General features: G+C 48.7%; 21 protein-coding genes and 1 tRNA gene. 2 read left to right on the forward strand and 20 right to left on the reverse strand.

Annotated elements, in window-relative coordinates:
- Positions 1–61: 61 nt before the first annotated feature.
- Both C6P39_RS25920 and C6P39_RS25925 read right to left on the reverse strand, forming a co-directional pair.
- On the reverse strand, positions 62–895 hold the full coding sequence (locus C6P39_RS25920) for a deoxyribonuclease IV (RefSeq protein WP_104805671.1): 834 nt from the start codon (positions 893–895) through the stop codon (positions 62–64).
- Between the two features lie 148 nt (positions 896–1043).
- Positions 1044–2318, reverse strand: a complete 1275-nt coding sequence (locus C6P39_RS25925; protein ID WP_104805672.1) for a uroporphyrinogen decarboxylase/cobalamine-independent methonine synthase family protein — start codon at positions 2316–2318, stop codon at positions 1044–1046.
- 200 nt (positions 2319–2518) lie between these two features.
- On the opposite strand from C6P39_RS25925, the gene C6P39_RS25930 reads away from it, so the two are divergent.
- Positions 2519–3370: a helix-turn-helix domain-containing protein gene (locus C6P39_RS25930; protein WP_104805673.1), complete on the forward strand. Its 852-nt coding sequence runs from the start codon at positions 2519–2521 to the stop codon at positions 3368–3370.
- Between the two features lie 60 nt (positions 3371–3430).
- Here C6P39_RS25930 and C6P39_RS25935 read toward each other — a convergent pair.
- From C6P39_RS25935 to C6P39_RS25975, 9 genes are all read right to left on the reverse strand, one after another.
- A tRNA-Leu gene (locus tag C6P39_RS25935) sits at positions 3431–3514 on the reverse strand.
- An 82-nt stretch (positions 3515–3596) separates the two neighbouring features.
- Positions 3597–4556 carry an amidohydrolase family protein gene (locus C6P39_RS25940; protein WP_330407131.1) on the reverse strand — a complete coding sequence of 320 codons (960 nt, stop codon included), beginning with the start codon at positions 4554–4556 and terminating at the stop codon, positions 3597–3599.
- Positions 4557–4577: 21 nt separating this feature from the next.
- A complete protein-coding gene (locus tag C6P39_RS25945) occupies positions 4578–5570 on the reverse strand; it encodes an aldose 1-epimerase family protein (protein WP_104805674.1) in 993 nt (330 codons plus the stop codon).
- Between the two features lie 129 nt (positions 5571–5699).
- Positions 5700–7208, reverse strand: coding sequence for a glycerol kinase GlpK (glpK, locus tag C6P39_RS25950; protein ID WP_095172622.1), 1509 nt, complete (start codon positions 7206–7208; stop codon positions 5700–5702).
- A 148-nt stretch (positions 7209–7356) separates the two neighbouring features.
- A complete protein-coding gene (locus C6P39_RS25955; protein ID WP_065541341.1) occupies positions 7357–8037 on the reverse strand; it encodes a D-lyxose/D-mannose family sugar isomerase in 681 nt (226 codons plus the stop codon).
- 94 nt (positions 8038–8131) lie between these two features.
- A complete protein-coding gene (locus C6P39_RS25960; protein ID WP_065541340.1) occupies positions 8132–8380 on the reverse strand; it encodes a helix-turn-helix domain-containing protein in 249 nt (82 codons plus the stop codon).
- Between the two features lie 124 nt (positions 8381–8504).
- Positions 8505–10496, reverse strand: a complete 1992-nt coding sequence (locus C6P39_RS25965) for a KUP/HAK/KT family potassium transporter (protein ID WP_104805675.1) — start codon at positions 10494–10496, stop codon at positions 8505–8507.
- A 19-nt stretch (positions 10497–10515) separates the two neighbouring features.
- Entirely contained in the window at positions 10516–12681 is a 2166-nt protein-coding gene (gene secF, locus C6P39_RS25970) for a protein translocase subunit SecF (protein WP_104805676.1), read from the reverse strand.
- A gap of 34 nt (positions 12682–12715) precedes the next feature.
- Positions 12716–13138 (reverse strand): hypothetical protein, encoded by a 423-nt coding sequence (locus C6P39_RS25975; protein WP_104805677.1) that lies wholly within the window; start codon positions 13136–13138, stop codon positions 12716–12718.
- 139 nt (positions 13139–13277) lie between these two features.
- Here C6P39_RS25975 and C6P39_RS25980 point away from each other — a divergent pair, with 139 nt between their 5' ends.
- On the forward strand, positions 13278–14543 hold the full coding sequence (locus C6P39_RS25980) for a peptidoglycan-binding domain-containing protein (RefSeq protein WP_095172617.1): 1266 nt from the start codon (positions 13278–13280) through the stop codon (positions 14541–14543).
- Positions 14544–14675: 132 nt separating this feature from the next.
- Here C6P39_RS25980 and rseP read toward each other — a convergent pair whose 3' ends face one another.
- From rseP to C6P39_RS26025, 9 genes are all read right to left on the reverse strand, one after another.
- Entirely contained in the window at positions 14676–15974 is a 1299-nt protein-coding gene (gene rseP / locus C6P39_RS25985; RefSeq protein WP_095172616.1) for an RIP metalloprotease RseP, read from the reverse strand.
- A 1-nt stretch (position 15975) separates the two neighbouring features.
- Complete coding sequence (dxr, locus tag C6P39_RS25990) at positions 15976–17118, reverse strand: 1-deoxy-D-xylulose-5-phosphate reductoisomerase (RefSeq protein ID WP_104805678.1); 1143 nt, start codon at positions 17116–17118, stop codon at positions 15976–15978.
- Positions 17119–17134: 16 nt separating this feature from the next.
- Positions 17135–17944, reverse strand: a complete 810-nt coding sequence (locus C6P39_RS25995; RefSeq protein WP_095172614.1) for a phosphatidate cytidylyltransferase — start codon at positions 17942–17944, stop codon at positions 17135–17137.
- A 2-nt stretch (positions 17945–17946) separates the two neighbouring features.
- The gene (locus C6P39_RS26000) at positions 17947–18654 is read right to left on the reverse strand and encodes an isoprenyl transferase (protein ID WP_104805679.1); all 708 of its coding nucleotides are present in this window, start codon (positions 18652–18654) and stop codon (positions 17947–17949) included.
- Between the two features lie 69 nt (positions 18655–18723).
- Complete coding sequence (frr, locus tag C6P39_RS26005) at positions 18724–19281, reverse strand: ribosome recycling factor (RefSeq protein ID WP_104805680.1); 558 nt, start codon at positions 19279–19281, stop codon at positions 18724–18726.
- Positions 19282–19298: 17 nt separating this feature from the next.
- Positions 19299–19994 carry a UMP kinase gene (pyrH, locus tag C6P39_RS26010; RefSeq protein ID WP_104805681.1) on the reverse strand — a complete coding sequence of 232 codons (696 nt, stop codon included), beginning with the start codon at positions 19992–19994 and terminating at the stop codon, positions 19299–19301.
- Positions 19995–20007: 13 nt separating this feature from the next.
- Positions 20008–20364, reverse strand: a complete 357-nt coding sequence (locus C6P39_RS26015) for an Hpt domain-containing protein (protein WP_095172610.1) — start codon at positions 20362–20364, stop codon at positions 20008–20010.
- A 205-nt stretch (positions 20365–20569) separates the two neighbouring features.
- Positions 20570–21937 carry a sodium-dependent transporter gene (locus C6P39_RS26020; RefSeq protein WP_095172609.1) on the reverse strand — a complete coding sequence of 456 codons (1368 nt, stop codon included), beginning with the start codon at positions 21935–21937 and terminating at the stop codon, positions 20570–20572.
- Between the two features lie 263 nt (positions 21938–22200).
- Positions 22201–23226 carry a nucleoid-associated protein gene (locus C6P39_RS26025; RefSeq protein WP_095172608.1) on the reverse strand — a complete coding sequence of 342 codons (1026 nt, stop codon included), beginning with the start codon at positions 23224–23226 and terminating at the stop codon, positions 22201–22203.
- Positions 23227–23339: the final 113 nt, after the last annotated feature.

Consider the following 23339-nt stretch of genomic DNA (forward strand, 5'->3'; position numbering starts at 1 on the left):
TCCCGGCAGAGCAGTCAATCTTTTTCCTCTGCCGGGAAATTAATGCATACTTCCCGTAATTCTACTCCATATAGGCTTCTTTCAGCATAGCGATCTCTTTGGCGTATCCCTCTAAGTCATTAGGAGTTTCCAGATAAAATGGCAGGTTCCTGAGTTTCGGATGGTTGATGATGCGCTTTATGGCCTCAAACCCGATCTGACCCTCCCCTATTTTTGCATGTCTGTCCTTGTGGCTGCCAAGCCCGAATATGCTGTCATTTAAATGTATGGCTTTCAGTCTGTCAAGGCCGATCACCCGGTCAAATTCTGTCAGGACCCCATCCAGGTCATTCACAATATCATAGCCACCGTCATATACATGGCAGGTGTCCAGGCAGACACCCATCTTATGGGAAAGCTCTGTCCGGTCAAGGATTTCCCGCAGTTCCTCAAAAGTCCTGCCTACCTCACTGCCTTTTCCGGCCATGGTCTCCAGAAGCACTGTGGTATTCTGTTCCTCTGTCAGGATCTTATTCAACATGTCTGCAATGTAGGAGATCCCTGTTTCCACCCCCTGCTTCACATGGCTGCCCGGATGAAAGTTATAACAGTTTCCCGGTGTATACTCCATGCGTCTTAAATCATCCGCCATGGTATTTGTGGCAAATTCCCTGATACCCGCATCCGCGGAACAGCCGTTTAACGTATAGGGCGCATGGGCCAGAATACAGGGGAACCCCTGCTCCTCCCCAAGCTTTAAAAACTTCTCCACATCCTCCGGGCTGATCTCTTTTGCTTTCCCTCCTCTGGGGTTCCTGGTAAAAAACTGAAAGGTATTGGCCTGTATTTTAACTGCTTCTTTCCCCATTGCCTCATAACCTTTGGCTGAGGATAAATGACATCCGATCGTAAGCATATTTTTTCCTCCTGGCGGTTTTTTCTTCTGTATGCTGAAACCGTCTAAGATATTATACACGAAAGTGGATAAAAATAATAGACTAAAAAAGCGCCCATGCATTTTAACTGCACAGACGCTTCCTCCACGTATTCCATTGATACTTTTTTTATTTCCAGTGATCCTCAATCTCTTCCCTGATGATCTGTATGTAGCGGCGGGCTTTCTCTATATTTCTGTCAATGGTATAGATATCCCTCTGGGTGATCTCCATCTTACATCCTCTTGCAGCATGGAGGCTTTTCCTGATATAAGCCCTAAATGCCTCCTCATCCAGCTCTTTGCCGCTGATACCCAGGAAAGTGGCAGCCGGTTTTCTATGGTAGATCACATTACTGCCCCTCAGCCGTTCTCCCATGAACTCTTCGTCACACCAGGGAGAGATTGAAACCTTCCTCAGATTTTTAAACTTGCTGATGCAGCTGTCCCACACCTTGTCAACCGGCTCACAGCATCCATAGGAGAGCAGGCCGAACTGGGAACCGATCTTCTCATAGCAGGGGAAAATGATCTCTTCAAACATCTTCGGAGAAATGCTAAGTGTTTCCTGGGAGTCCATGTATCCCCAAACATCCCTGCGGGTCAGCTTTCTTTCCTTCAGGGTTTCCTGACCGGGCAGTTCCCTGTTGAAAGCAAAGGTTCCCTGACCAACACTTTCATATTCCGTGGTGGGAAGGATTACCCCCTTTTCCTCCAACAGATCATAATAGGCCAGGGTATCATCAGCCGCCTGGTCCATGATTTTTTTGAAAAGCTCCGGGTACTGGGCAATATTCAGCATCATATTTTCCATACCCATCAGATGGATGAGCATCTGGGTAGGTACGCTGTAGAGACAGTCCATTTTCCTTCTCACCGGCAGGATATCACCGATTGCCTCTGTTACAGCCTCCAGTTTCTTTCTGCTGCTTTCCAGGTCCACGGAAAACACACTTGGCCCTATTTTTTCAAGATCATCTTCCAAATCCTCAATCACCGGCAGAAAGCGCACACTGATGCCTGCGCAGTCCTCCTCCTCTTTTCCCGTGGCAAACTCTTTCTTCATATCCAGCCCGTACAGCTTGAACTCCGTGTCATAATTCATTTCAAAACAATCCGGTGTCACTCTGTCATCCTCAAACAGTTCCTGACCCACAAAATCCTGATACAGATCAAACTCAACTTTTCTTGCAAAATCCCCGGTACATTTCAGTCTTGGGACGATCACCTCATTGTTAAATCCCCATGACTCCAGTACCACCATGGGTATCTCCCCCTGAAGTGCATTGTGCTTGTACCATTTTTCTTTCAGGACCGTATTTCTCTCCTGTGATGCAAATTCTTTATGTTTTTCTGCCACTTCACGTAATATCCGCTTATCCTCATTGCTGATCCCGTATTCCATAAATATTCTCCTTTACTCTCTGTTATTGACTTCTAAGTGTTAATCCGTTTTCTATATCATAACCGATACAGAAGGGTTTTTCATTACAGTGAATTGACATTATATATAAAAAAATTGACTAAATTATATCCTTTCTCATTGACTACCGCGTATGAATTCTATATCTTTATAGTAAAAGAAAACCTCAGGAGGCAAACCTTATGGAAACATCAAATCCAACACCTCTTCCCGAATCCAGGATTTATTTCTGTACACCCACCGCTTTGATCCGCCGGGAATTTTTATATCCCATCTGTCTGGGGCATTTTTTCTGTGATTCCACTTACCATGTGGAGCGTTCAAGCTACGACAGCTTTCTTCTGCTCTATGTCAGGACCGGTTCCGGTTATCTCACATACTCCGGAAAACAATTCCGCCTGAAAGAAGGTGATTTCTGCTGTATTGACTGTTATCAGCCCCATATCTATGGGACAAATTCCACCTGGGAAATCCAGTGGATCCACTTTGACGGCATCTCCGCAAAAAGCTATTATCAATGGGTCATAAAACAGAACGGGTTTGTCTTCTCTCTGCCCAAAAGCCAGGCCCTGCAGGTTTTGAGGCCTCTGCAGCATATGCTGGATATTTTTGCTATGCATGTGCCTTATAATGAAATCTGGCTCTCCAAATACATTACGGATATGCTCTCTTTCCTTCTGGATATGCCCGATTACACACTGTTAGCCTCCGCCGGCAATACGGTGAGCGAACGTGCCATCTCCTATATGCAGCAAAAGTTTTCCTCCAACCTGACTATGGAGGAGCTTGCCGGCCACGTTTCCCTGAACTTATCTTACTTTATCCGATGCTTCAAAAAGGAGACCGGCATGACGCCCCACAGCTACCTGACCTCCATACGCCTTCAGCAGGCAGTCTATTACCTGAAGACTACAGACAGGACTGTTAAAGACGTGGGGTATGCCTGCGGATTCCAAAGTGAGAACAGCTTCTGCATTACCTTCAAGAAACATACGGGGTATACCCCTTCGGAGTACCGGTGCCTTCCACATTAACAGCATTTTATTTCTGTACAGAAAAAGCCCTGTATCTTCTCAGATACAGGGCATCCAAAATGCGGGAGATGGGACTTGAACCCACACGATCTTGCGACCACTAGATCCTTAGTCTAGCCTGTCTGCCAGTTCCAGCACTCCCGCTTTTCTCTGTCGCTCTTTGTTATCACTTCCGAACGACAAGTGAAAGTATATCACCAAATTTTGTATTCGTCAATACCTTTTCCTAAAAAAATCTGAATTTTTTTCTAATTTTTTCCTCTCCCTCAAAAATACGTGCTTTTAAGACATCTTCATCCTCCGCGCACTCCTGAAAACATCTCCATTCATCCAGCAGTCCCTGTCCATGGGGGACCAGATAAGCTCCCGCGTCACTGCCCAAAGCCATGTGCACTCCAAGGTCTAATGCCCTCCTGATGTTCTTTTTTCCCGATTCGTAAATCCTATGCAGCAGTTCATCTGAAAATCTGCCGCACCCAAACATATTTGCCACCACGGTAATCGTAGGTACCCAGACAATATCCGACTCGGCCATCATCAAAAGTGTCTCCTCTGATACATAATTCCCATGCTCAACGCTGTCGGCACCTGCTCTCACCAGATCTGCCACAGGTCCGGCACCGTTCGTATGGCACATGACTGCAAACCCCTCTTCATGGGCAATATGCACCATCTCCTTTACTTCCGCATACGGCAGCGCTTCCCCTGTGATTCCCCCGTCTGTATCGAAATCCATGATGCCCGTTGTCATGATCTTAATAAAATCCCCTTTATGGGCCTTAACTTCTCTTACAAGCTCTGCATACTCTTTCATATTCTCGTACGCCTTACCCACGATCCCGCCGTAACAGCCTTTTCTGTGAATTGCAAAAATCGGCGTCCGGTAATCAATCCCATACTCCCCGGCAATCTCCCTGGCCCTCTCTGAGACTCCCAGGTCATCTCCTCCGTCCCTTACAAATGTGATCCCTTTCTCCCGGTACATTTTAAAATGACGCCGGATCACACGATCATCCACGCCGTGCAGATGCCTCTGCACAGCTTCTCTATAGTTCACCCCGTCCATGAAGATATGCGCATGGCATTCTCCGAACATGTCCTCCCTGCTCCTCCCTCCATCATAACATCCATTCCCGGCATCTTCCCGCATTATAATAGTCCCTTCTTTCCCTTCATCTTTCTCCACGTCTGTGCATCCCCTATTACATCAGCCCTCCACACGAAGCACCAAATCCACACATCTCCTCTCCCCCGCTCCAATCCTGCGAAGCGTACCATTCTCCTCTTCCCATTTCTGGCCGTCCACATGGCAGTTACAAGGTTCCAGCCCCACAACGAAGTCTCCTGATGCCATGGACTTCCACTGGGTAAAATTCGGCAGTTCCTTCTCCGGAAATTCCACGCAGATTCCCATTCCCAATTTGGGATTCTTCACCTTTACACATGCCCTGCCATTTTCATCAAACCGGATCTTATGGTAAAACACCTGTTCCGGAAGCAGATCCACCGGCGCTCCCACACGGTTCCATGGAAGTTCTGTCTTTTCCGTCTCCCCTTTCAGCACGGTTTCCAATGCGGGTACTTCAATCACACTCCCCTCATCCAGCAGAGGATACCCCACATTGCAATGGTACAGAAGCATAAACGGCTCATCCCCGAATCCTTCATTCACATATTCATCATGTATCTTGATCTCACTGCTTCCAAGCTCCGCTGAAATCGTCCTTCTCAGTACAATATTCTCCCCAAACAGGGCCGCCTGGCGCATTTCCCCGGAGATCACGATGCGGTATACATCCCCATCCCAAAAAGCGTCCGCACACACATGCTCTGCCGGTGTTGAGCGCAGATAGCCGTGCATGGGAAGCGGTGCATCCGGCGTCAGGTCCGGTTTTCCCACATTGCTGGTACCGCAGGTAAAAAACATGCCGCCCATAATACTCTTCTGTGCCTCAAACCCGCTGCTGTCAAACCTCTGCCGGTTCATGAGACCCGGTTTACTGAGAAAATTCAGGTTAACCCCTTTATACGTCATCTCCACAATATCCAGACATTTGTCAATCGCCACAGTAAAGGCCAGTTCCCCGGCCTTCACCTCATAAGCCCTGAGGCCTGCTGCTGCCCCTTCCTCAAAAGTCACCTTTCTCACATAGGCTATCTGCTGTATACTGCCCGTTTTCTTCATGATCTCTCTTTTCATCCTGCATTTTCCTTCACTTTCTCTAACTTTCATGATATCAGTACGCCGCAGCGCTGTATTCCTCTCACCATTACGGTCTTCTTATATTACAGCAAAAATCCCCGTCACCCGGGGACTTCTGCCTGTTTTTCAATCTGTTATACCGTCTTCTTTTGCCCATCCGTAAGAACATTTCACGGCTCTCTCCCAGCCCTTCATTTTCTTATTCCGCTCTTCCATGGAGATAACCGGATGAAAGGTCCTCTCAATCTCCCAGTTTTTCACGATCTCATTTTTATCCTTCCAGTACCCAACCGCCAGTCCTGCCAGATATGCCGCGCCCATGGCAGTGGTTTCCACACACTGAGGCCTCTTTACCGGAACCTGCACCATATCGGCCTGGGTCTGCATAAGGAAATTGTTGGCGCTGGCCCCGCCGTCCACCTTCAAAGAAGCAAGAGGAATGCCGGAATCCGCTTCCATGGCCCGCACCACATCATGCACCTGATAAGCCAGAGACTCCAGCGTTGCACGGATAATATGATATTTGTTCACTCCCCTGGTAAGACCCACAATGATACCTCTCGCATACTGGTCCCAGTAGGGCGCTCCCAAACCTGTAAATGCAGGTACTACATAACAGCCATGGGTATCCTTCACCTTTTTTGCCATGTATTCGGAATCCTCCGCACTGTCAATAATACGGAGTTCATCCCGAAGCCACTGGATAGCTGCTCCGGCTACGAACACAGAGCCTTCCAGCGCATAATTCACTTTGCCGTCCAGCCCCCATGCAATGGTGGTCACCAAGCCATTTTTTGAAAATACCGGCTTCTCCCCTGTATTCATAAGGAGAAAACATCCTGTCCCGTATGTATTCTTTGCCTCTCCCTCCGAAAAACAGGTCTGTCCGAACAGTGCGGACTGCTGGTCCCCGGCCGCGCCGGCAATGGGAATCTCTCCGCCGAAAAAGCTGGCATCCGCCATGCCGTAGACACAGCTTGAAGGCTTCACCTCAGGCAGCATACACCTGGGAATCCCCAGCTCTTTCAGGATCTCCTCATCCCACTCCAGCTTGTTGATATTATAGAGGAGGGTCCTGGAGGCATTGGAGTAGTCCGTTACATGTACCGCGCCCTTTGTCATCTTCCAGATCAGCCAGGTCTCCACCGTACCAAAAAGCAGTTCCCCTTTTTCTGCCCTCTCTCTTGCTCCCTCCACATGGTCCAGGATCCATTTTACCTTGGTGCCGGAAAAGTAAGCGTCAATGATCAGTCCTGTCTTGGCTCTGAACACCTCTGTAAGCCCCTTATCCTTCAGGGAGTCGCAATACTCGGAAGTACGCCTGCACTGCCACACAATGGCATGATAAACCGGCTCACCTGTATGTTTATCCCAGACAATGGCTGTCTCTCTCTGGTTTGTGATGCCAATGCCTGCAATGTCCTTAGCCTCCACGCCAACCTTCTGCATAGCCTCCACAGCCACGCCTAGCTGGGTGGACCAGATCTCATTGGCATCGTGCTCCACCCAGCCCGGTTTCGGAAAATACTGGGTGAATTCCTTCTGGGCCACACTGACCATCTCGCCCTTCTCATTAAAAAGAATACAGCGGTTGCTTGTGGTTCCTGCATCCAGTGCCATCATATATTTTGCCATATGTAAAAATCCTCCATTTTTCTCTCACCGGCACTTCCCCGGGTGCCGGCAGTCTGTATATCAGGGGTTATCACGAACAAAAGCTGTCCAGCCAGAAAGAATCCCTCTCTCTGGCCTGACAGCTCTTTGTCTCAATTCTCCTCGAGCTTTATTCTGCCTTCGGATATTCTGTACAGAGCAGACGGTACGGTGCCTCGTCCTCCTCTATCTCCGGAAATCTTCCGATCGGCTCATAAAAACGGTTATCATTTTCATCGTCATTGCACATGGAAACTTCACCTAAAAGCACAGGGCCTGTGCCTGGCTCCAGCTCAAAATCATGATACATATACGGATAAACCGTTATGCTCTCACCCGGCTGCAGCTTCACCTGAGTACCTGCAGGCACTGTAAATTCCCTGCCGTCACAGTTTACCGTCACGTCTGTGTCCGCAAACTGACCGTCCTCAGTGGAGTTATATACACGGATCAGGACATTGCCCCCTCCTCTGTTTATAATATCCTCCATCTTGTTCCAGTGGAAGTGCATGGGGGCCATCTGTCCCTCTTTTATGTACAGCAGCTTCTCTGCATAGGTCTTTGTATACTTGTCCATCTTCAGGTTGCCGTTTCTCAGGGTTATGAGGGAAAATCCCACCTCGTCAAATCTGCCCAGGCCGTAATCCGTAATATCCCATCCCAGCATATTGTCGCGGATCTCGTCGTACTCGGAACCCTTTTCCTTCCAGTCTTCCGGTGTAAAATGGCAGAATGGCGGAAGCTTAAAACAGCACTTATTGACCATCTCCTCCATCTCTTTCAGCGCTGCATTGATTTCTGAACGTTTCATATATTCTTTGTCCTTTCTGTCTCTTATCTGCTTCCTATTTTAGCGCTTCTAATGGTATTTTTCAACAAGAAAATAATCATTTTTTCCGTACCCTTTACTGCAGATTTATATCACTGCGGAAAGCAAACAGTTTCCACGTCTTGATCTCCAGTGCCTCTGCCACTTTCAGCAGTGTTTCCACAGAAATTTGTGTGGGCATCTTTGGTGCTTCAATATTGCTGATATGCGTTCTGCTTATGCCTACCATCTGCGCAAGCTGTGCCTGTGTGATTCCCTTTAGCTTTCTGTAATAGGCTATGTTAAGCCCCAGTTCCATTAATTGTGCATTTATATCTTCGCTCATGTCCTTCACTCCTTTTCTACTATTTTGTAGAAAAATCAAGTGCTTATCCATACCTTATTTATGACTATTTTCATCATTTCTGCACAATTTTACAGTTTGCACACTTTCGACGGCGTTTTACCGTTCAAACCCGCCTGAGAGGACGGAGATTTTTCATCTTAATGAAGAGCGGGACATACTCCAGTATCAGAGCGGAATTCTCCAGGCCGTACCATCTGGCGGAGGAGCCGGCCACACGGCGTATGGCATATTTCAGCGAGACCGCGGCCCGCCCGGCAGGGGTGATATCGCTTTCCGGTATGAGCAGTTTCCGGATCAGGCAGAACTGGAAGCTCCCCACCTCCCCGGACCCGTAGATAGAATATTTCGGCTCCTGGGATGGAAGTTCATTGCTGTCAATAAGCTCCTCCACAATCTGCCGCAGATACACATTGATCCTCTGGTCCACCTTAAATCCCAGGCGGAGCTGGATCTTAAATATATAATCCGTGCCAAAATTCTCCACAGTATATTCCCTGGTATAGGGCTGATCCGTGACCTGGATATTGATGAACCAATAGGCTCTTGCCCGCTTCGGGCGGTCCAGAACGGAATACAGGATATCCCGGTCTAACTCCTCCACACGTGTCTCTTTTGTGATATACACAAGATTATCTGTCTGGATGGGGATACCGGTATCCTCCTTCAGCCTTCCCATCTGGCCTACAAAATCCCGCACCTTCAGATACACTGCCTGCGAGTTTTCTATGGCGGTTCCACGGTACCACACCACCATGATTCCAAAGAGGACAGCAGCGATAAACAGCGCCACATAACCGCCCCTTTGGAATTTACTCAGGCTGGACAGGAAAAAGGTTCCCTCCAGTCCTCCGAAAAACACCAGAAACAGCCAGGAAAGCCAATATTTCTTCCTGATCTTATTCAGATAGATAAACAAAAGCAGCGTGGTCATCAGCATGGTAAGCGTTATGGCCAGACCATATGCTGCCTCCATATGGGCACTGGTCCTGAAATAGAGCACCAGCAGAGAACAGGAGATCCACAGTACCAGATTGACCAACGGAATAAAGATCTGCCCCTTGATCATGGATGGATACACGATCTGCATATGCGGCATCAAATCCAGCCTGCTGGCCTCTGAGACAAGGGTAAAAGAACCCGTCACCAGCGCCTGTGAGGCTATGATAGCTGCAATCGTTCCCAGCACTACCCCTGCAGGCCGTATTTCCTCAGGCAGCATCTCGAAAAACGGATTCATATCCGGCATATCCGCCAGGCTTTTGCTGCTGCGGTTGGAGAGCAGCCAGGCCCCCTGCCCCAGATAATTGAGGATCAGGCATATCTTCACGAAAGGCCAGCTTGCGTAAATATTCTGTCTGCCCACATGCCCCATATCCGAATACAGAGCTTCCGCCCCTGTGGTTGCCAAAAACACACTTCCCAGGATCATAAACCCCATGCGGTTATCAGGACTTATCAGGATCCTGATGGCCCACAATGGATTCAATGCCTGTATGATTCCCGGATTTCCCAAAATGTGAAAGCATCCGGCTGCTGCCAGAAAGAGAAACCACAGCGTCATGACCGGACCAAATGCCTTTCCTATGGAACTGGTCCCTGCCTTCTGCACCAGAAATAACCCACTGATGATCACAAGGGTGATGACCACGATCTTATCCTGATCATTACCCAGCACTGCATAGACCCCCGGAATGCTTCTGAGGCCTTCAATGGCTGTGGTGACGGTCACTGCAGGTGTCAGGATACCGTCTGCCAGCAAAGCCGCCCCTCCAATCATGGCCGGGAACACAAGCCATTTCCCGCATTTTTTCACCAGGCTGAACAGAGCAAAAATACCGCCCTCATTGTGATTGTCCGCCCGCATGGCAATCAGCACATATTTGACTGTTGTCAGCAGGATAATGGTCCATATGACCAGGGAGAGCGCACCATATATGACATTCTCCCCCGTTTGGGCAATTCCGCCGTTTCCTGCTATGATAGATTTCATCACATACATGGGCGAGGTTCCGATATCCCCGTAAACCACGCCTACAGAGATCAGGACTGCGCCTGCACTGAAGGGTATCTCTGTCTCTCTTAGTGCTTCTTTCATCTCAAAACACCCTTTCCCTCTATTTCTTCTTACTCTGTTTATGCTCTTCCCAGCACACCCAAAGAGGGCCTGCAATACACACGGAAGAGTAACATCCGCTGATCATCCCTGCCAGAAGCGGGAGGGAAAATACCTGAATGGATTCTATGTGGTAAAATACGGAAAACAGAAAAATGATAAATACACAGGCCACAACCGTAAGGGCCGTATTGACAGAACGCCCCAGCGTCTCCGTGATGCTCCTGTCTACCAATTTCGCCAGTGTCTCTCCTTTTCCTTTTTTCTTCTGGTTCTCCCTGATCCTGTCATAGAGGACAATGGTATCGTTAATGGAATACCCGATAATGGTAAGCGTCACCGCCACAAAGGCATCATTGACCGGGATCCTGCAGACACCGAATACAAACACCACGATCAGAATATCATGCAGCAGTGCTGCCACAGCGGAAATCCCTGCCGCAAGCCCTGACATGGAGGAAAACCGTATCCTTATATATATGACGATAAACAGGGCAGAAAGTACAATGGCAAGCACGGAATTTTTCAGAGCTTTGGCACCGATATAAGGCTCCACCGCGTAAGTCTCAGACAGCGTATATTCCTGTCCTCCCTCTTCATCCAGTGCCTTTGCCACCTCCTGCTGTTCCTGGGGTGAAAGGCCCTTGTTGCCTGCCAGGGTCACTGCCAGCTTCTGCTGCCCGCTTGCCGGGTCTTCTGTAATCTGGATATTGGCGGGCCGTTTTAACACAGCTTCCACACTCTCCTTGAGTTTTTCCGTATCCGCATCTCCTGTGCATGTATATTTCAGGATCACGCCTCCGGTAAACTGTGTATCCAGCTTCATGCCGTTTGCCGCACTCAGTATGGCACCGGACACGAGCACACAGGCTGTAAAGAGAAAGATCCATCTCCGCTTTCCGGAAAAATCCAGGATTTTCTTTTCTCTTTTCCTGCGAAACATGGACGGGCGTTTAAAAAACTCATACTGTACCACAGAGGTGAGCATGGTCCTGGACATCCACACACCTGCAAATAGATTGATCACCACACCGGTAAACAGCGTATATCCAAAACTCAGCATAGTTCCCGATCCGAACAGCATGAGGATGACTGCCACGGCTGCTGTAGTGATGTTTCCGTCCAGCACAGAGGAAAAGGCTCTCTGGTATCCTGCCTTGACTGCAGCTTTTACCGATGAACCATGCATCAGTTCCTCGCTGATACGCTCACTTATGATGATATTGGCGTCCACAGCCATACCTGCGGAGAGGATCAGCCCTGCAATACCGGGCAGTGTTATAGTATACTGGGGAATAGAGATCGCCAGTACCTGCAGTGCCATCTGGAACAGCAGTGTAATACAGCTCAGCACCCCTGGCAGCTTATAGTAAAGGCCCATGAACAGGCATACCAGGATCATGGCTGTCACTGCGGCAGCCACCATGGATTTTAACGCCTGGCTTCCCAGAGATGGGCTGATGGTATTGTAGTTGCTGGTCTTCATGGAAAAAGGAAGGGAACCGGCATTTATTTTGTCGGAGAGCGCCTGGGCCTCCTCCCTGGACGCCATACCGTTGATGACCGCCTCCCCTCCCTCTATCTTCTGCTGGACTACAGGGTTGGAGATCAGCGTGTCATCCATATAGATACCGATATGTTTTCCCAGATTCTCTTCTGTGGCGCCGGCAAATTTCTCTGTGCCGCTCTTATCAAAATGAAGTTCTACCTCATACGCCCTTGTATCTCTGTTCTGCACCACAGAGCTGCTGGCAACGTCCTGTCCCTCCACCAGCACCTTGTGTTCTTCATCCTGAAATGTCAGCTTTGCCGTCTCTCCCAGCTCCGCAATGGCCTCTTCCGGGTTAAAATCCTTTTCATCGGATTTCCAGGGGAACCTGACAAGGATCCTGCCCTCCTGTTTCTCTATGGTTACCTCCCGGTCAAGTATATTTCTGGAATCCAGCCGCTCCTCAATAATATTTCTGGCAGATTCCAGTTCTTTTGCAGTAGGCTTTTTGGTGATTCCCACAGGCTCGAACACAGCCTCCACACCGCCTTTGATATCAATGCCGAACCTCATATGCCGAATTCCCTTAATATCACTTCCACAGCCAAAAAAGGCAATGAAAAGAAAGACAGCAATGGTTCCCAGTGCTATCCAAATATGTGTTTTTTTATTTTTCATGATTTCCCTGCTTTCTGTTTCATGTTTTATAGAATCATATAAAAGGGGAAAATCTCTTTTTTCCGTCCTTGTATTGGACAATGGAAATTAATTTTATGGGGTGGTCGTTCAGTAAGAAACTGCGCCTGGAAAAGGCATAGAGTGCGGCCTTTGTCTCTCCTGAAAACAGAAAAACAAGGGCACAGGAAAAAAGAACAGCAAAAAAAGGAAGAGGCCCGAGAAAATCATTTCCTTCTTCCTTACTCTTACTGACACAGAGACGTGAGCGTGTTTCTTCCTTCTGGAAATTCACAAGCTGTTCCGCATGGCCTGCCTGTGTGATAGCGGCCTGACCGGGCAGGTGTGAAAATCCGTTTCCCGCGCCTGCGTTTTCCTGCCTCTGTGAAAAAAGGAAAAAGAGACACAGTACACAAAAAATGAATGCGATACCATAACCAATACGCTGCATCTTTTTCATGATACTCTGTCCTCCCGTCTGTAAAGCCATATATGTTATGTGGAATCTTAGCACAAAGGAATGCTTCTGTCAATCATTCTGTCACATTTTTCTATTTCCTGCATATCCTAAACCAACGAACTGCCATGAGGTTTTACCTATGAATTATGATCCCATAAAAGCCATGCAGACGGACCACCCGGATGAAGGCCGCCTGCGGATTTCTGTGCTCTCCTCCATCAGAAACACGCCCATTGAAAATGCCACCATAGACATTACCTATACGGGAGACCCCTCCTCTGTCATCGAGGAGCTGAAGACAGACGCCAACGGGCAGACACCGGAGATCACACTTCCTGCCCCGCCCCTGGAATACAGCATGGAACCTTCCGAGTATCAGCCTTACGCAGAATATACATTCCGCATCAAAGCCCAGGGATTTGAGCCCCTTGATATCTCCGGTGCGGAAATCCTGCCGGAGGTGACTGCGCTGCAGACTGCAAGGCTCCAGGCCCAGACGCCGCAGAACACCTTCCAAAACATTGTCATTCCTGCCCATACCCTCTTTGGCATATACCCGGAGAAGATACCGGAGGATGAGATCAAACCCATGGATGAATCCGGGGAGATCGTTCTGAGCCGCGTGGTCGTGCCGGAGTTTGTAGTGGTCCATGACGGCGCCCCCACAGACCCCACCGCCGAGAACTTTTATGTGCGTTACCGGGATTACATCAAAAATGTGGCATCCAGTGAGATCTATGCCACATGGCCCATAGAGACCATCCGGGCCAATGTGCTGGCGATCATGTCCTTTACCCTGAACCGTGTCTATACAGAATGGTACCGGAACAAAGGCTATGATTTTACCATCACCTCCTCCACTGCCTTTGACCACAAGTGGATGAACGGCAGAAACATCTTTGACAGCATCTCCCTGGTAGTGGATGAACTGTTCTCCAATTATCTCTCAAGACCCGGGGTCCGGCAGCCCATTCTGACACAGTACTGCGACGGGCAGCGGGTGACCTGTCCGAACTGGATGACACAGTGGGGTTCTAAATACCTGGGCGACCAGGGCTACACCGCCATCGAGATTCTGCGGAACTTCTACGGCGACAACATGTACATCAATACCGCGGAGGAGATTTCCGGCATTCCCATCTCCTGGCCCGGGTATAATCTGGATATCGGTGCTTCGGGGGACAAAGTCGAACAGCTTCAGGAGCAGCTCAATGCCATCCGTCAGGGATACCCGGCACTCCCCGCCGTAACCGTAGACGGCATTTACGGAGAAGGGACACAGCGGGCTGTCAGGGATTTTCAGCGGATCTTCAACCTGCCTGTCACCGGCATCGTGGATTATCCGACCTGGTACAAAATACAGGAAATCTATGTTGGTGTCACAAGAATAGCAGAGCTGGTGTAAAGCTACAGGCTATCTGCCCCAAAATAAAAAAGTCCGGAAAGACCGGGTACACATTATTTTGTACCCCATCCTTCCGGATTTTTTTATTCTTGTTGACAGAAACCAGCGGTGTAGTTTCTGCATTCCGGCATTTTACAGCCTTTTGATATCATTAAACAGGACAAACACCATGAGCAGCATCAGCAGTACAAACCCTGCAAAATGTATCATGCCCTCCACATTCCTGTTCACCTCTTTGCCCCGTATGGCCTCTATGAGTAGGAACACCAGACGTCCTCCGTCCAGCGCCGGTATGGGCAGCAGGTTCATAACGCCTAAGTTGGCTGACAGAAGGATCACCCAGTAGAGCATCTGCATACCCACTATGACAGAGCCCTCCGATTTTGCCTCCTGGACAGAATCTCCGATGGCATCCACGATTCCCACGGGACCGGACAGATCGTTCACGGAAAAGGTGCCCTTGATGAGAAGCCCCAGGCTCTGCACCGTACTGGAGATCCAGTAGCGGACTTCCACGGCGCTGTATCTGAGCACTCCTAAAAATCCTGTCTTTTCTCTGTATAAATTATAGTCAAACCCGCTGCTGACAACGGTACGCATCTGAGGCTCTGCCGTAACTTCCCGTTCCTTGCCGTTGCGATCCACCGTCAGGGTGATCTCCTCGCCGGTCAGCGGATGTTCCTCCATATAAGCCTGAAGCGCTTCTCCGTCAGCTATCTGGGTGCCACCAATGGCTGTGATCACATCTCCGGCCTGAAGCCCGGCTTTCATCATAGGACTGTCAATATAGATTTCCATGATCTGTGCAGGTCCTTCGCTGCTGTAAGTGAATCCCAGCATTTTCTTCTCTATACTGTCAGCAGTAAAGGAAATGTCTATGGTCTCCCCATCCCGCTTAACTTTCATATCAATGTTTTTATCCTGATACCCGTGCAGCGTCTGGTAAAGACTCAGATCCCTGCCAATGGAAATATGTTTTCCATTGAATTCTGTGATCAGGTCCCCTTCCTGAAGGCCTGCCGCTTCAGCTGCGGACCCTTCCTGCACCGCGGTCACCTTTGCAGGGTCGTATCCCACCACGCTGGTAATGATCATAGCACAGACAAATGCCATAATAAAGTTAAACACAGGACCTGCCGCCACCACGGAAATCCTGGCCCACACAGAGGCATTGTTGAATGACCCTGCGCTGTTGTCATCATCATCTTCTCCCACCATCAGGCAGGAACCACCGATGGGGAACAACTTCAGGGAATACCTGGTGCCGCCTTTCTCCGTGGATATGATCCTCGGCCCCATGCCCAGAGAGAATTCTGTCACTGCAATGCCGTTCCTCTTTGCCAGCAGAAAATGTCCCAGCTCATGAAAAATGACGATCAGGGAAAAGATTATGACTGCGATCAAAATATTAATAATTCCGGAAAAACTCAATCTACCACCTGCCTTCAATCCATCTGTAAGTCTCCTGTTCGATGCCTGTAATCTCATCTACGTCCGGATTCTCAATCACTTTATGTCTTTCCATAGCTTCTTCAATTATTGCATAAATATCCAGGAAACCGATTTTTCTGTTCAAAAACATACCTACTGCCTTCTCATTGGCAGCATTAAATACTGTGGGCATGGAACCGCCCCTTCCGGATGCCTCCATTGCCAGCGGCAGCCCTTTAAAGGTATCCATATCCGGCTCCTCAAATGTGATGGAGCCAAGTTTTGCAAAATCCAGGCGCTCGCCGGGCAGAAAACGTCTCCTGCCGCCGTACAGGGCATACTGAATGGGAAGCCGCATATCCGGAGTCCCAAGCTGGGCAATGATGCCCCCGTCCACGAATTCCACCATGGAATGGATCACGCTCTGAGGCTGCACCACTACCTGTATCTGCTCCAGATCCATATGGAACAGCCACTTTGCCTCCATGACCTCAAGCCCTTTGTTCACCAAAGTTGCGGAGTCAATGGTGATCTTCTGCCCCATAGCCCAGTTTGGATGCTTCAGCGCATCCTCCACCCTGATATGGGTCAGTTCCTCCCGCTTCTTTCCACGGAACGGCCCGCCCGAGGCCGTTATAAGCAGCTTATGGATCCTGGAGGGCTCCTCCCCGCACAGAGCCTGGAAGATGGCACTGTGCTCACTGTCCACCGGCAGGATCCGCACGCCGTATTCTTTTGCAAGGGGCATGATGATATGCCCTGCAGTTACCAGTGTCTCCTTATTGGCAAGGGCAATGTCCTTTCCCGCACGGATGCCTTCCACGGTGGGCCGGATCCCGATCATGCCCACAATGGCTGTGACAAGGATATCCGATTCCGGCATGGCAGCCAGCATCAGAAGTCCTTCCATTCCACCGGCTACCCTGCAGTCCGTATCCGCAACCCTGGTCTTCAGTTCAGCGGCCTTTTTTTCATCACCCACAGCCGCCAGCCTGGGATGGAAACGCCGGATCTGTTCTTCCAGCAAATCAATATTACTGCCTGCGGCGATCCCCACCACCTGCAGGTCTTCATTTCTCTCCACCACATCCAAGGTCTGGGTGCCGATGGAACCTGTGGAACCTAATATCGCAATTTTTATCATATCCTCAAAACCTCATTTACAGCAGCACATTTGCCAGGAAATAGATGAACGGTGCCGTGAATATCACACTGTCAAAACGGTCCAGAATACCGCCGTGTCCCGGGATCAGTCTGCCGTAATCCTTTATCTCTTTGTTTCTCTTGATCGCAGATGCCGCCAAATCCCCAACCATGGAGATCAGAGCACCCACAGCACAGATCAGGGCGTACATAAGCGCTGTATGGCCGGAAGCAGGATTCCACTTTGCGATCACCACCGCGTAAAGAGCACCCAGCAGGGCTGCTCCCAGGACACCGCCCACGCCGCCTTCCACAGACTTTTTCGGACTCAGCACAGGAGCCATCTTGTGCTTTCCGATCAGCATTCCCACGCAGTAAGCACAGGTGTCGCTGCCCCAGGAACTTAAAAAGATAAGTCCCACAAGCCATGCGCCGCCTTCCAGATTCCTGGTCTTATAGATATAAGAAAGCATGACTGCCACATATAGGACTCCAAACATAGCAGCCATGATCTGGTCCGCATGGTATTTTGGGTATGTAAATACATACACAGACATAATGAGGACCAGCGCAAATAAAACAGCAATGAGGGAGAACTCCTCCTTCTCAAACAGAAGGGTCAGATAGTAGATCACTGCCCCCGCATATCCCACAAGCTCCAGGCTTCCCACTCCGTTTTCCTGCACCTTCATGGCTTTATAAAGTTCCTGCATACCGATCATGGAGATGGCAACAAGTGTGGCAAAGAGCACGATCCCTCCCGGAATAATGGTGGCAAGGGCAATGAGGACCAGCACAATTCCGCTTAACAGCCTTGTCTTGAACATGATCACTCCTCCTTCACGCCGCCGTATCTGCGGTCTCTCTGATTGAATTTCTGTATTGCCTTTTCAAACTCTGCCTTATTAAAATCAGGCCATGCCACATCTGTAAAATAAAACTCCGTGTAAGCAAGCTGCCACATGAGGAAATTGGAAAGGCGTTCCTCCCCGCTGGTGCGGATCAGCAGATCCGGGTCCGGCAGGCCTTTTGTATCCAGATATGCGGATATGGTATCCTCTGTGATCAGTTCCGGGTCCAGCACACCCTTTTTTACATCCCTGGCTAAATCCTGCACCGCTCTCTTTAACTCATCCCTGCTGCCGTAATTCAGCGCGATCTGGAAATGCAGTTCGTCAAACTGGCTGGAATACTCCTCCAGTTCCCGGATCCTTGCCTGCAGGTCTTCATCAAAAACAGATGGTTCCCCGATCACACGGACCCGCATCTTGTTGTCCCTTGCTATTTTCAGGCATTTTTTCATATAATTGCGGAACAGCTTCATCAGACCGTCCACCTCATCTTTGGAACGCTTCCAGTTTTCAGTGGAAAAGGCAAAGACCGTAAGATATTTCACTCCCAGTTCCTTGGCTATGGAACATATTTTTTCCAGATTCTCGCAGCCTTTCACATGCCCGTATGTTCTTGGCATTCCTTTGGCTTTGGCCCAGCGGCCATTGCCATCCAGAATGATCGCCACATGATTTGGAATCACCATGTTTTTCTCCTCCTACGCATAAAAGAGGCACAATACCTTTTTCTTGTATGTGCCCCTCTTGATTCTAATTTATACTGTTAAGATTTCTTTGGATTTTTCTTCCACTGTTTTATCAATGTTCTTGCCGAATTTATCTGTCAGTTTCTGGATATCCTCCTCCAGCTCCTTGATCTCATCCTCAGATACATCCTGTTTTGCCAGTTTTTTAAATGCCTCGTTGGCATCGCGGCGGATATTGCGGACAGCTACCTTAGCAGCCTCCCCTTTTTTCTTCACGTCCTTTACCAGCTCTTTTCTGCGCTCTTCTGTAAGCTCAGGCAGAACCAGACGGATAGACTTGCCGTCATTGTTCGGGTTGATCCCCAGGTCAGAAACCAGGATCGCTTTTTCGATCACTTTGATCAGGGAAGACTCCCACGGCTGGATCTGGATCATTCTGGGTTCCGGTACTGTTACATTTGCCACCTGCTGCAGAGGTGTAGGTGCCCCATAATAGTCTACGGTGATTTTATCCAGAATATGCGGATTTGCACGTCCGGCACGGATCGTTCCCAGTTCTTTTACCAGGGCATCCATTGTTTTGTTCATCTTATCTTCATATTTTGCGATTCTTTCATCTGTTGCCATTCTCATTTCCTCCCAGATTATACTAATACTTTTGTTCCCGTGAATTTACCGTGCGCGGTATTCACGATACTGTCTTTTTCATTCAGTCCGAACACCAGCATGGGCATTTTGTTTTCCATACAGAGGATGGACGCAGTCATATCCACAACAGCCAGCTTTTTATCTATAACTTCCTGGATGCCCACCTCATCATACTTCCTGGCATCCGGATTGCTTTTGGGATCACTGTCATACACGCCGTCCACAGCCTTTGCCAGAAAGATCATGTCAGCTTCAATCTCCACTGCGCGAAGTACCGTGGCCGTATCTGTTGAAAAATAGGGGTGGCCTGTACCGCCTGCCATAAAGACAACCATGCCGCGGTCGAAGTATTTATTGACACGGTCCTTGGAAAATAACTTTGTAAAGGAACCGCATTCAAACGGGGTCAGGACGCTGGTCCTCATGCCAGCCGTGCGGAAGATCTCAGACACATAGATACAGTTCATAACTGTGGCAAGCATCCCGATCTGGTCTGCTTTGGTCCTGTCAATGTTCTCGCTGGTACGGCCTCTCCAGAAGTTGCCGCCTCCGATGACAATGCCCACCTGGATGCCCTCATCCACCAGAACTTTTACCTGGCGGGCAACCTCCATGACTGTCGCCTCATCAAACCCTGTTTTCTTAGGGCCTGCCAGTGCCTCTCCGCTGAGTTTCAGTAAAATTCTCTTCATCTGTCATTCCTCTTCACTCTTCATTTTCTCTGATGATCTTTATTATCTCATGATACTGCTTTTCAATTATGTCCATATCCTCTTTTGAGGGGAGTTCGCCTCTTCTGCTCTTCTCCACTGCGGGCTGCATCTCATTATAGAGGCTGCTGAGCCCCAGATTGCCGGAAACACCTTTCATGGTATGGGCTGCTTTAAAAAATTCCTCGGCATCCCCCTGGGCGAAAGCATTCTTCATTTCCATGAAAGTTTCATCCTGAGGAAACTTTTTCAAAAACTTCATGCACAGCATTTCATTGTTCATAAAACGCTCCAGTGTGCCATTCACGTCACATCCCGCGTCACGCAGTTTTGTCAACATTATATGTTCCATATACATTCTCCTATTATTATATGCCGAAAATCATCCCTAATCGGTACAGCATCTGCAGCCGTGGCATATCTCTGTCTGTCAGATCTGTTATGGTCCGTCCCCAAACCCGGCAGCACTCCGCCGGACTGTGGCGTGTGAACAATAACTCAGATTTTTATTCTATCCCTAGTATACCTGTAAAATTTACTGATTTCAAGGGAATTTTCTATAAACTCTGAAAGAGGCTCCAATATCCCTGAATAAAGATAAAAAGCACAATGACCGGCAGGATAAATGTAAGATAAACTTTTATTTTCTTTGGAAAAGCTATGCCTTCTCCTGTGTTGGCTTCTTTCAGGAAGTTTTTCCAGCCCCATCCGTATCTGGTCACACAGAACAGAAGATACACCAGGGAACCTAAGGGAAGCAGATTATTGCTGACCAGGAAATCTTCAAATCCCATGATATCTTTGCCTAAAATAGTGAGATCACTCCAGATTGTCATTCCGAAAATACAGGGCAGGGACAGCAGGAATATGGCAATGCCGTTTATAAGAGCTGCCTTTTTTACACTCCAGTCCCACAGATCCTGTGCAAAGGAAATGATATTCTGGAACACGGCAATAATGGTGGACAGCGCCGCAAAGGACATAAATAAGAAGAACAGGGAACCCCAGAATCTTCCGCCTTTCATGGCATTAAACACATTCGGCAAAGTGACAAACACAAGGCCCGGACCTTCCCCCGGATTTACCTGGAAGGCAGAACACGCCGGAAAAATGATCAGACCGGCAATAAGCGCTACCATGGTATCCAGGATCGTAATGCTGACAGCCTCACCGGTAAGCTTATGGTCTTTGCCAATGTAGCTTCCGAAGATTGCCAGGGCACCGATCCCAAGACTCAGGGTAAAGAAGGCCTGTCCCATGGCCGCGAAGATAACTTCCTGAATCTTATACTCCGTCAGCTTGCCGAAATCAGGCAGCAGATAGAATCTAAGTCCCTCCGACGCGCCCTCCAGTGTGCAGGAACGCACAGCCAGCAGCACCATCAAAGCCAGCAGCACCACCATCATGATTTTTGTGATCTTCTCCACACCCTTCTGGAGGCCCATGGAACAAACCGCAAAACCGATGATAACGATCAAGATCATCCAGAAGATCATTTGTGGCATATCTGTAGAAAGACTTCCGAACGCAGCGCTGACCCCCTCGGTGTCAAGTCCGGCGAAGTCGCCTTTCACCATTTTTACAAAATAGGCCAGCATCCAGCCGCCAATGGTTGTGTAGAACATCATCAGCAGATAGTTGCCTGCCATACCGAAATACCGGTAAACATGCCATTTGCTGCCTTTTTTCTCAAGCACATTGAAGGATGTGGCAATACTTTTCTGACTGGCTCTGCCCACGGCAAATTCCATGACCATGATGGGCAGTCCTAAAACGATCAGAAAGAACAAATAGATCAGCACGAACGCCGCACCGCCGTACTTTCCCGTTATATAGGGAAAACGCCATACATTTCCAAGGCCGATGGCACATCCTGCGGATATCAGGATAAAACCCAGCCTGGAAGAAAATTTTTCTCTTTCCATTTCCTCAACCTCTTTATTTTTTTACCGGATTCTTCCTTCTCCGGCTGAAATATTGTATCATAATGTCTGATAAAACGCCACAATTTTATTTCCGCGAGCAACGAGCCAAATACCCATGCGAGCAACGAGCCAAGTAGCCATGCTTGCATGGGTATTTGGCTCGTTGCTCGCATGGGTATTTGGCGACTGCCGCGAGGGTCAAAGACCCCGCAGCTCGCTGTGCTGCAAATTTGATGCCCCGATGCTTGCGGCGGGGTCTTTGACTAACGACTCTCAATACTTCCTATGTTTTTTATGAGAACTGAGATCGTACCATCCGGATTGGTGATAAATTCCACTTTATCCTTATTATTGTACTCCTCCATAGGAATTTTAAGCTCAATTCCCGTGTCTGTGAGCAGGTGTTGTTTTGTGAATTTTTTGGTGGTAGTCGGGTTCTGGGGTTCCACACGGGTCTCTGCCAGATTGTATTTCTCCAGTTTTTCCTGCACTTCCTCCCGCATCTGGGGATGTTCTTTAAAGATCTTGTCCATCACCACAGGCACATCCAGAATACCCTCGCTGGAAAGCTCCTGGTTGATAATGCTCTTGGTCTCCATCTGCACCTCAAACTGCTCGGACTCATTGTAATATTTCTTCTGCACATCCGTCACTGCTTTATTTACAATAGAAAGCCGGGTCTTGGCTGACAGGGAGCCCTGGCATTTTAAGAACAGTTTTGAAAAATAGTTCGTCTTCACACCGCTCACGTCATACTTTTTCTCCACCAGACGCACATATTGGGGCGCACCCAGATCCAGCAGGGCGGCCTCGGAAAGCTTCTGTGTCTCCCCCGGAAGGATGGCTTTCTGCATGATAATGTCATTGTTGTTGCCCCAGGGGTCCGCATTGGTCAGGTGTGTATAGGAGGTACGGTAATTCATCTTCAAGAGCGCCAGATAGTTATGCCTGTCCACCTGGTACTCCGCCACCAGAAGGTCTGCCGGGGGGATTTCAATATTCTGGTTCATGATCGTAAAAAGTTCCTGGGCAATTTTCTTGGAGATCTCAACAAAATTTTCCGTATCATATTCTTCCACATATTTATATATGGTGGATTCTTCCTCCGAAAAGCTGCAGCTCCGTATCTCGTCACTGGTATCGATCCTGAAAATATGGGCTTTTAAAAAGTCCGCAAAATCGGAACCATAGTCAAGTACCTTGTCAGACAGAACCGGCATCCCCACTGTGGAGTCCAGAATATGTACGATCGCCTGTCCAATATGGATTTCTTCTTTATCTGCTATCATATGTGTTTCACTCCTGGCAGCTATTTTTCATCTCCATAGCTGCCACTCCTTTTCTGATCTTTTACACCTGTATACGGAAAACGGATACAGGTTTCCTGTAAAGTATACAGCAA

Source organism: Blautia marasmi (assembly GCF_900258535.1).
In the GTDB taxonomy this organism is placed as follows: Bacteria; Bacillota; Clostridia; order Lachnospirales; family Lachnospiraceae; genus Blautia; species Blautia hominis.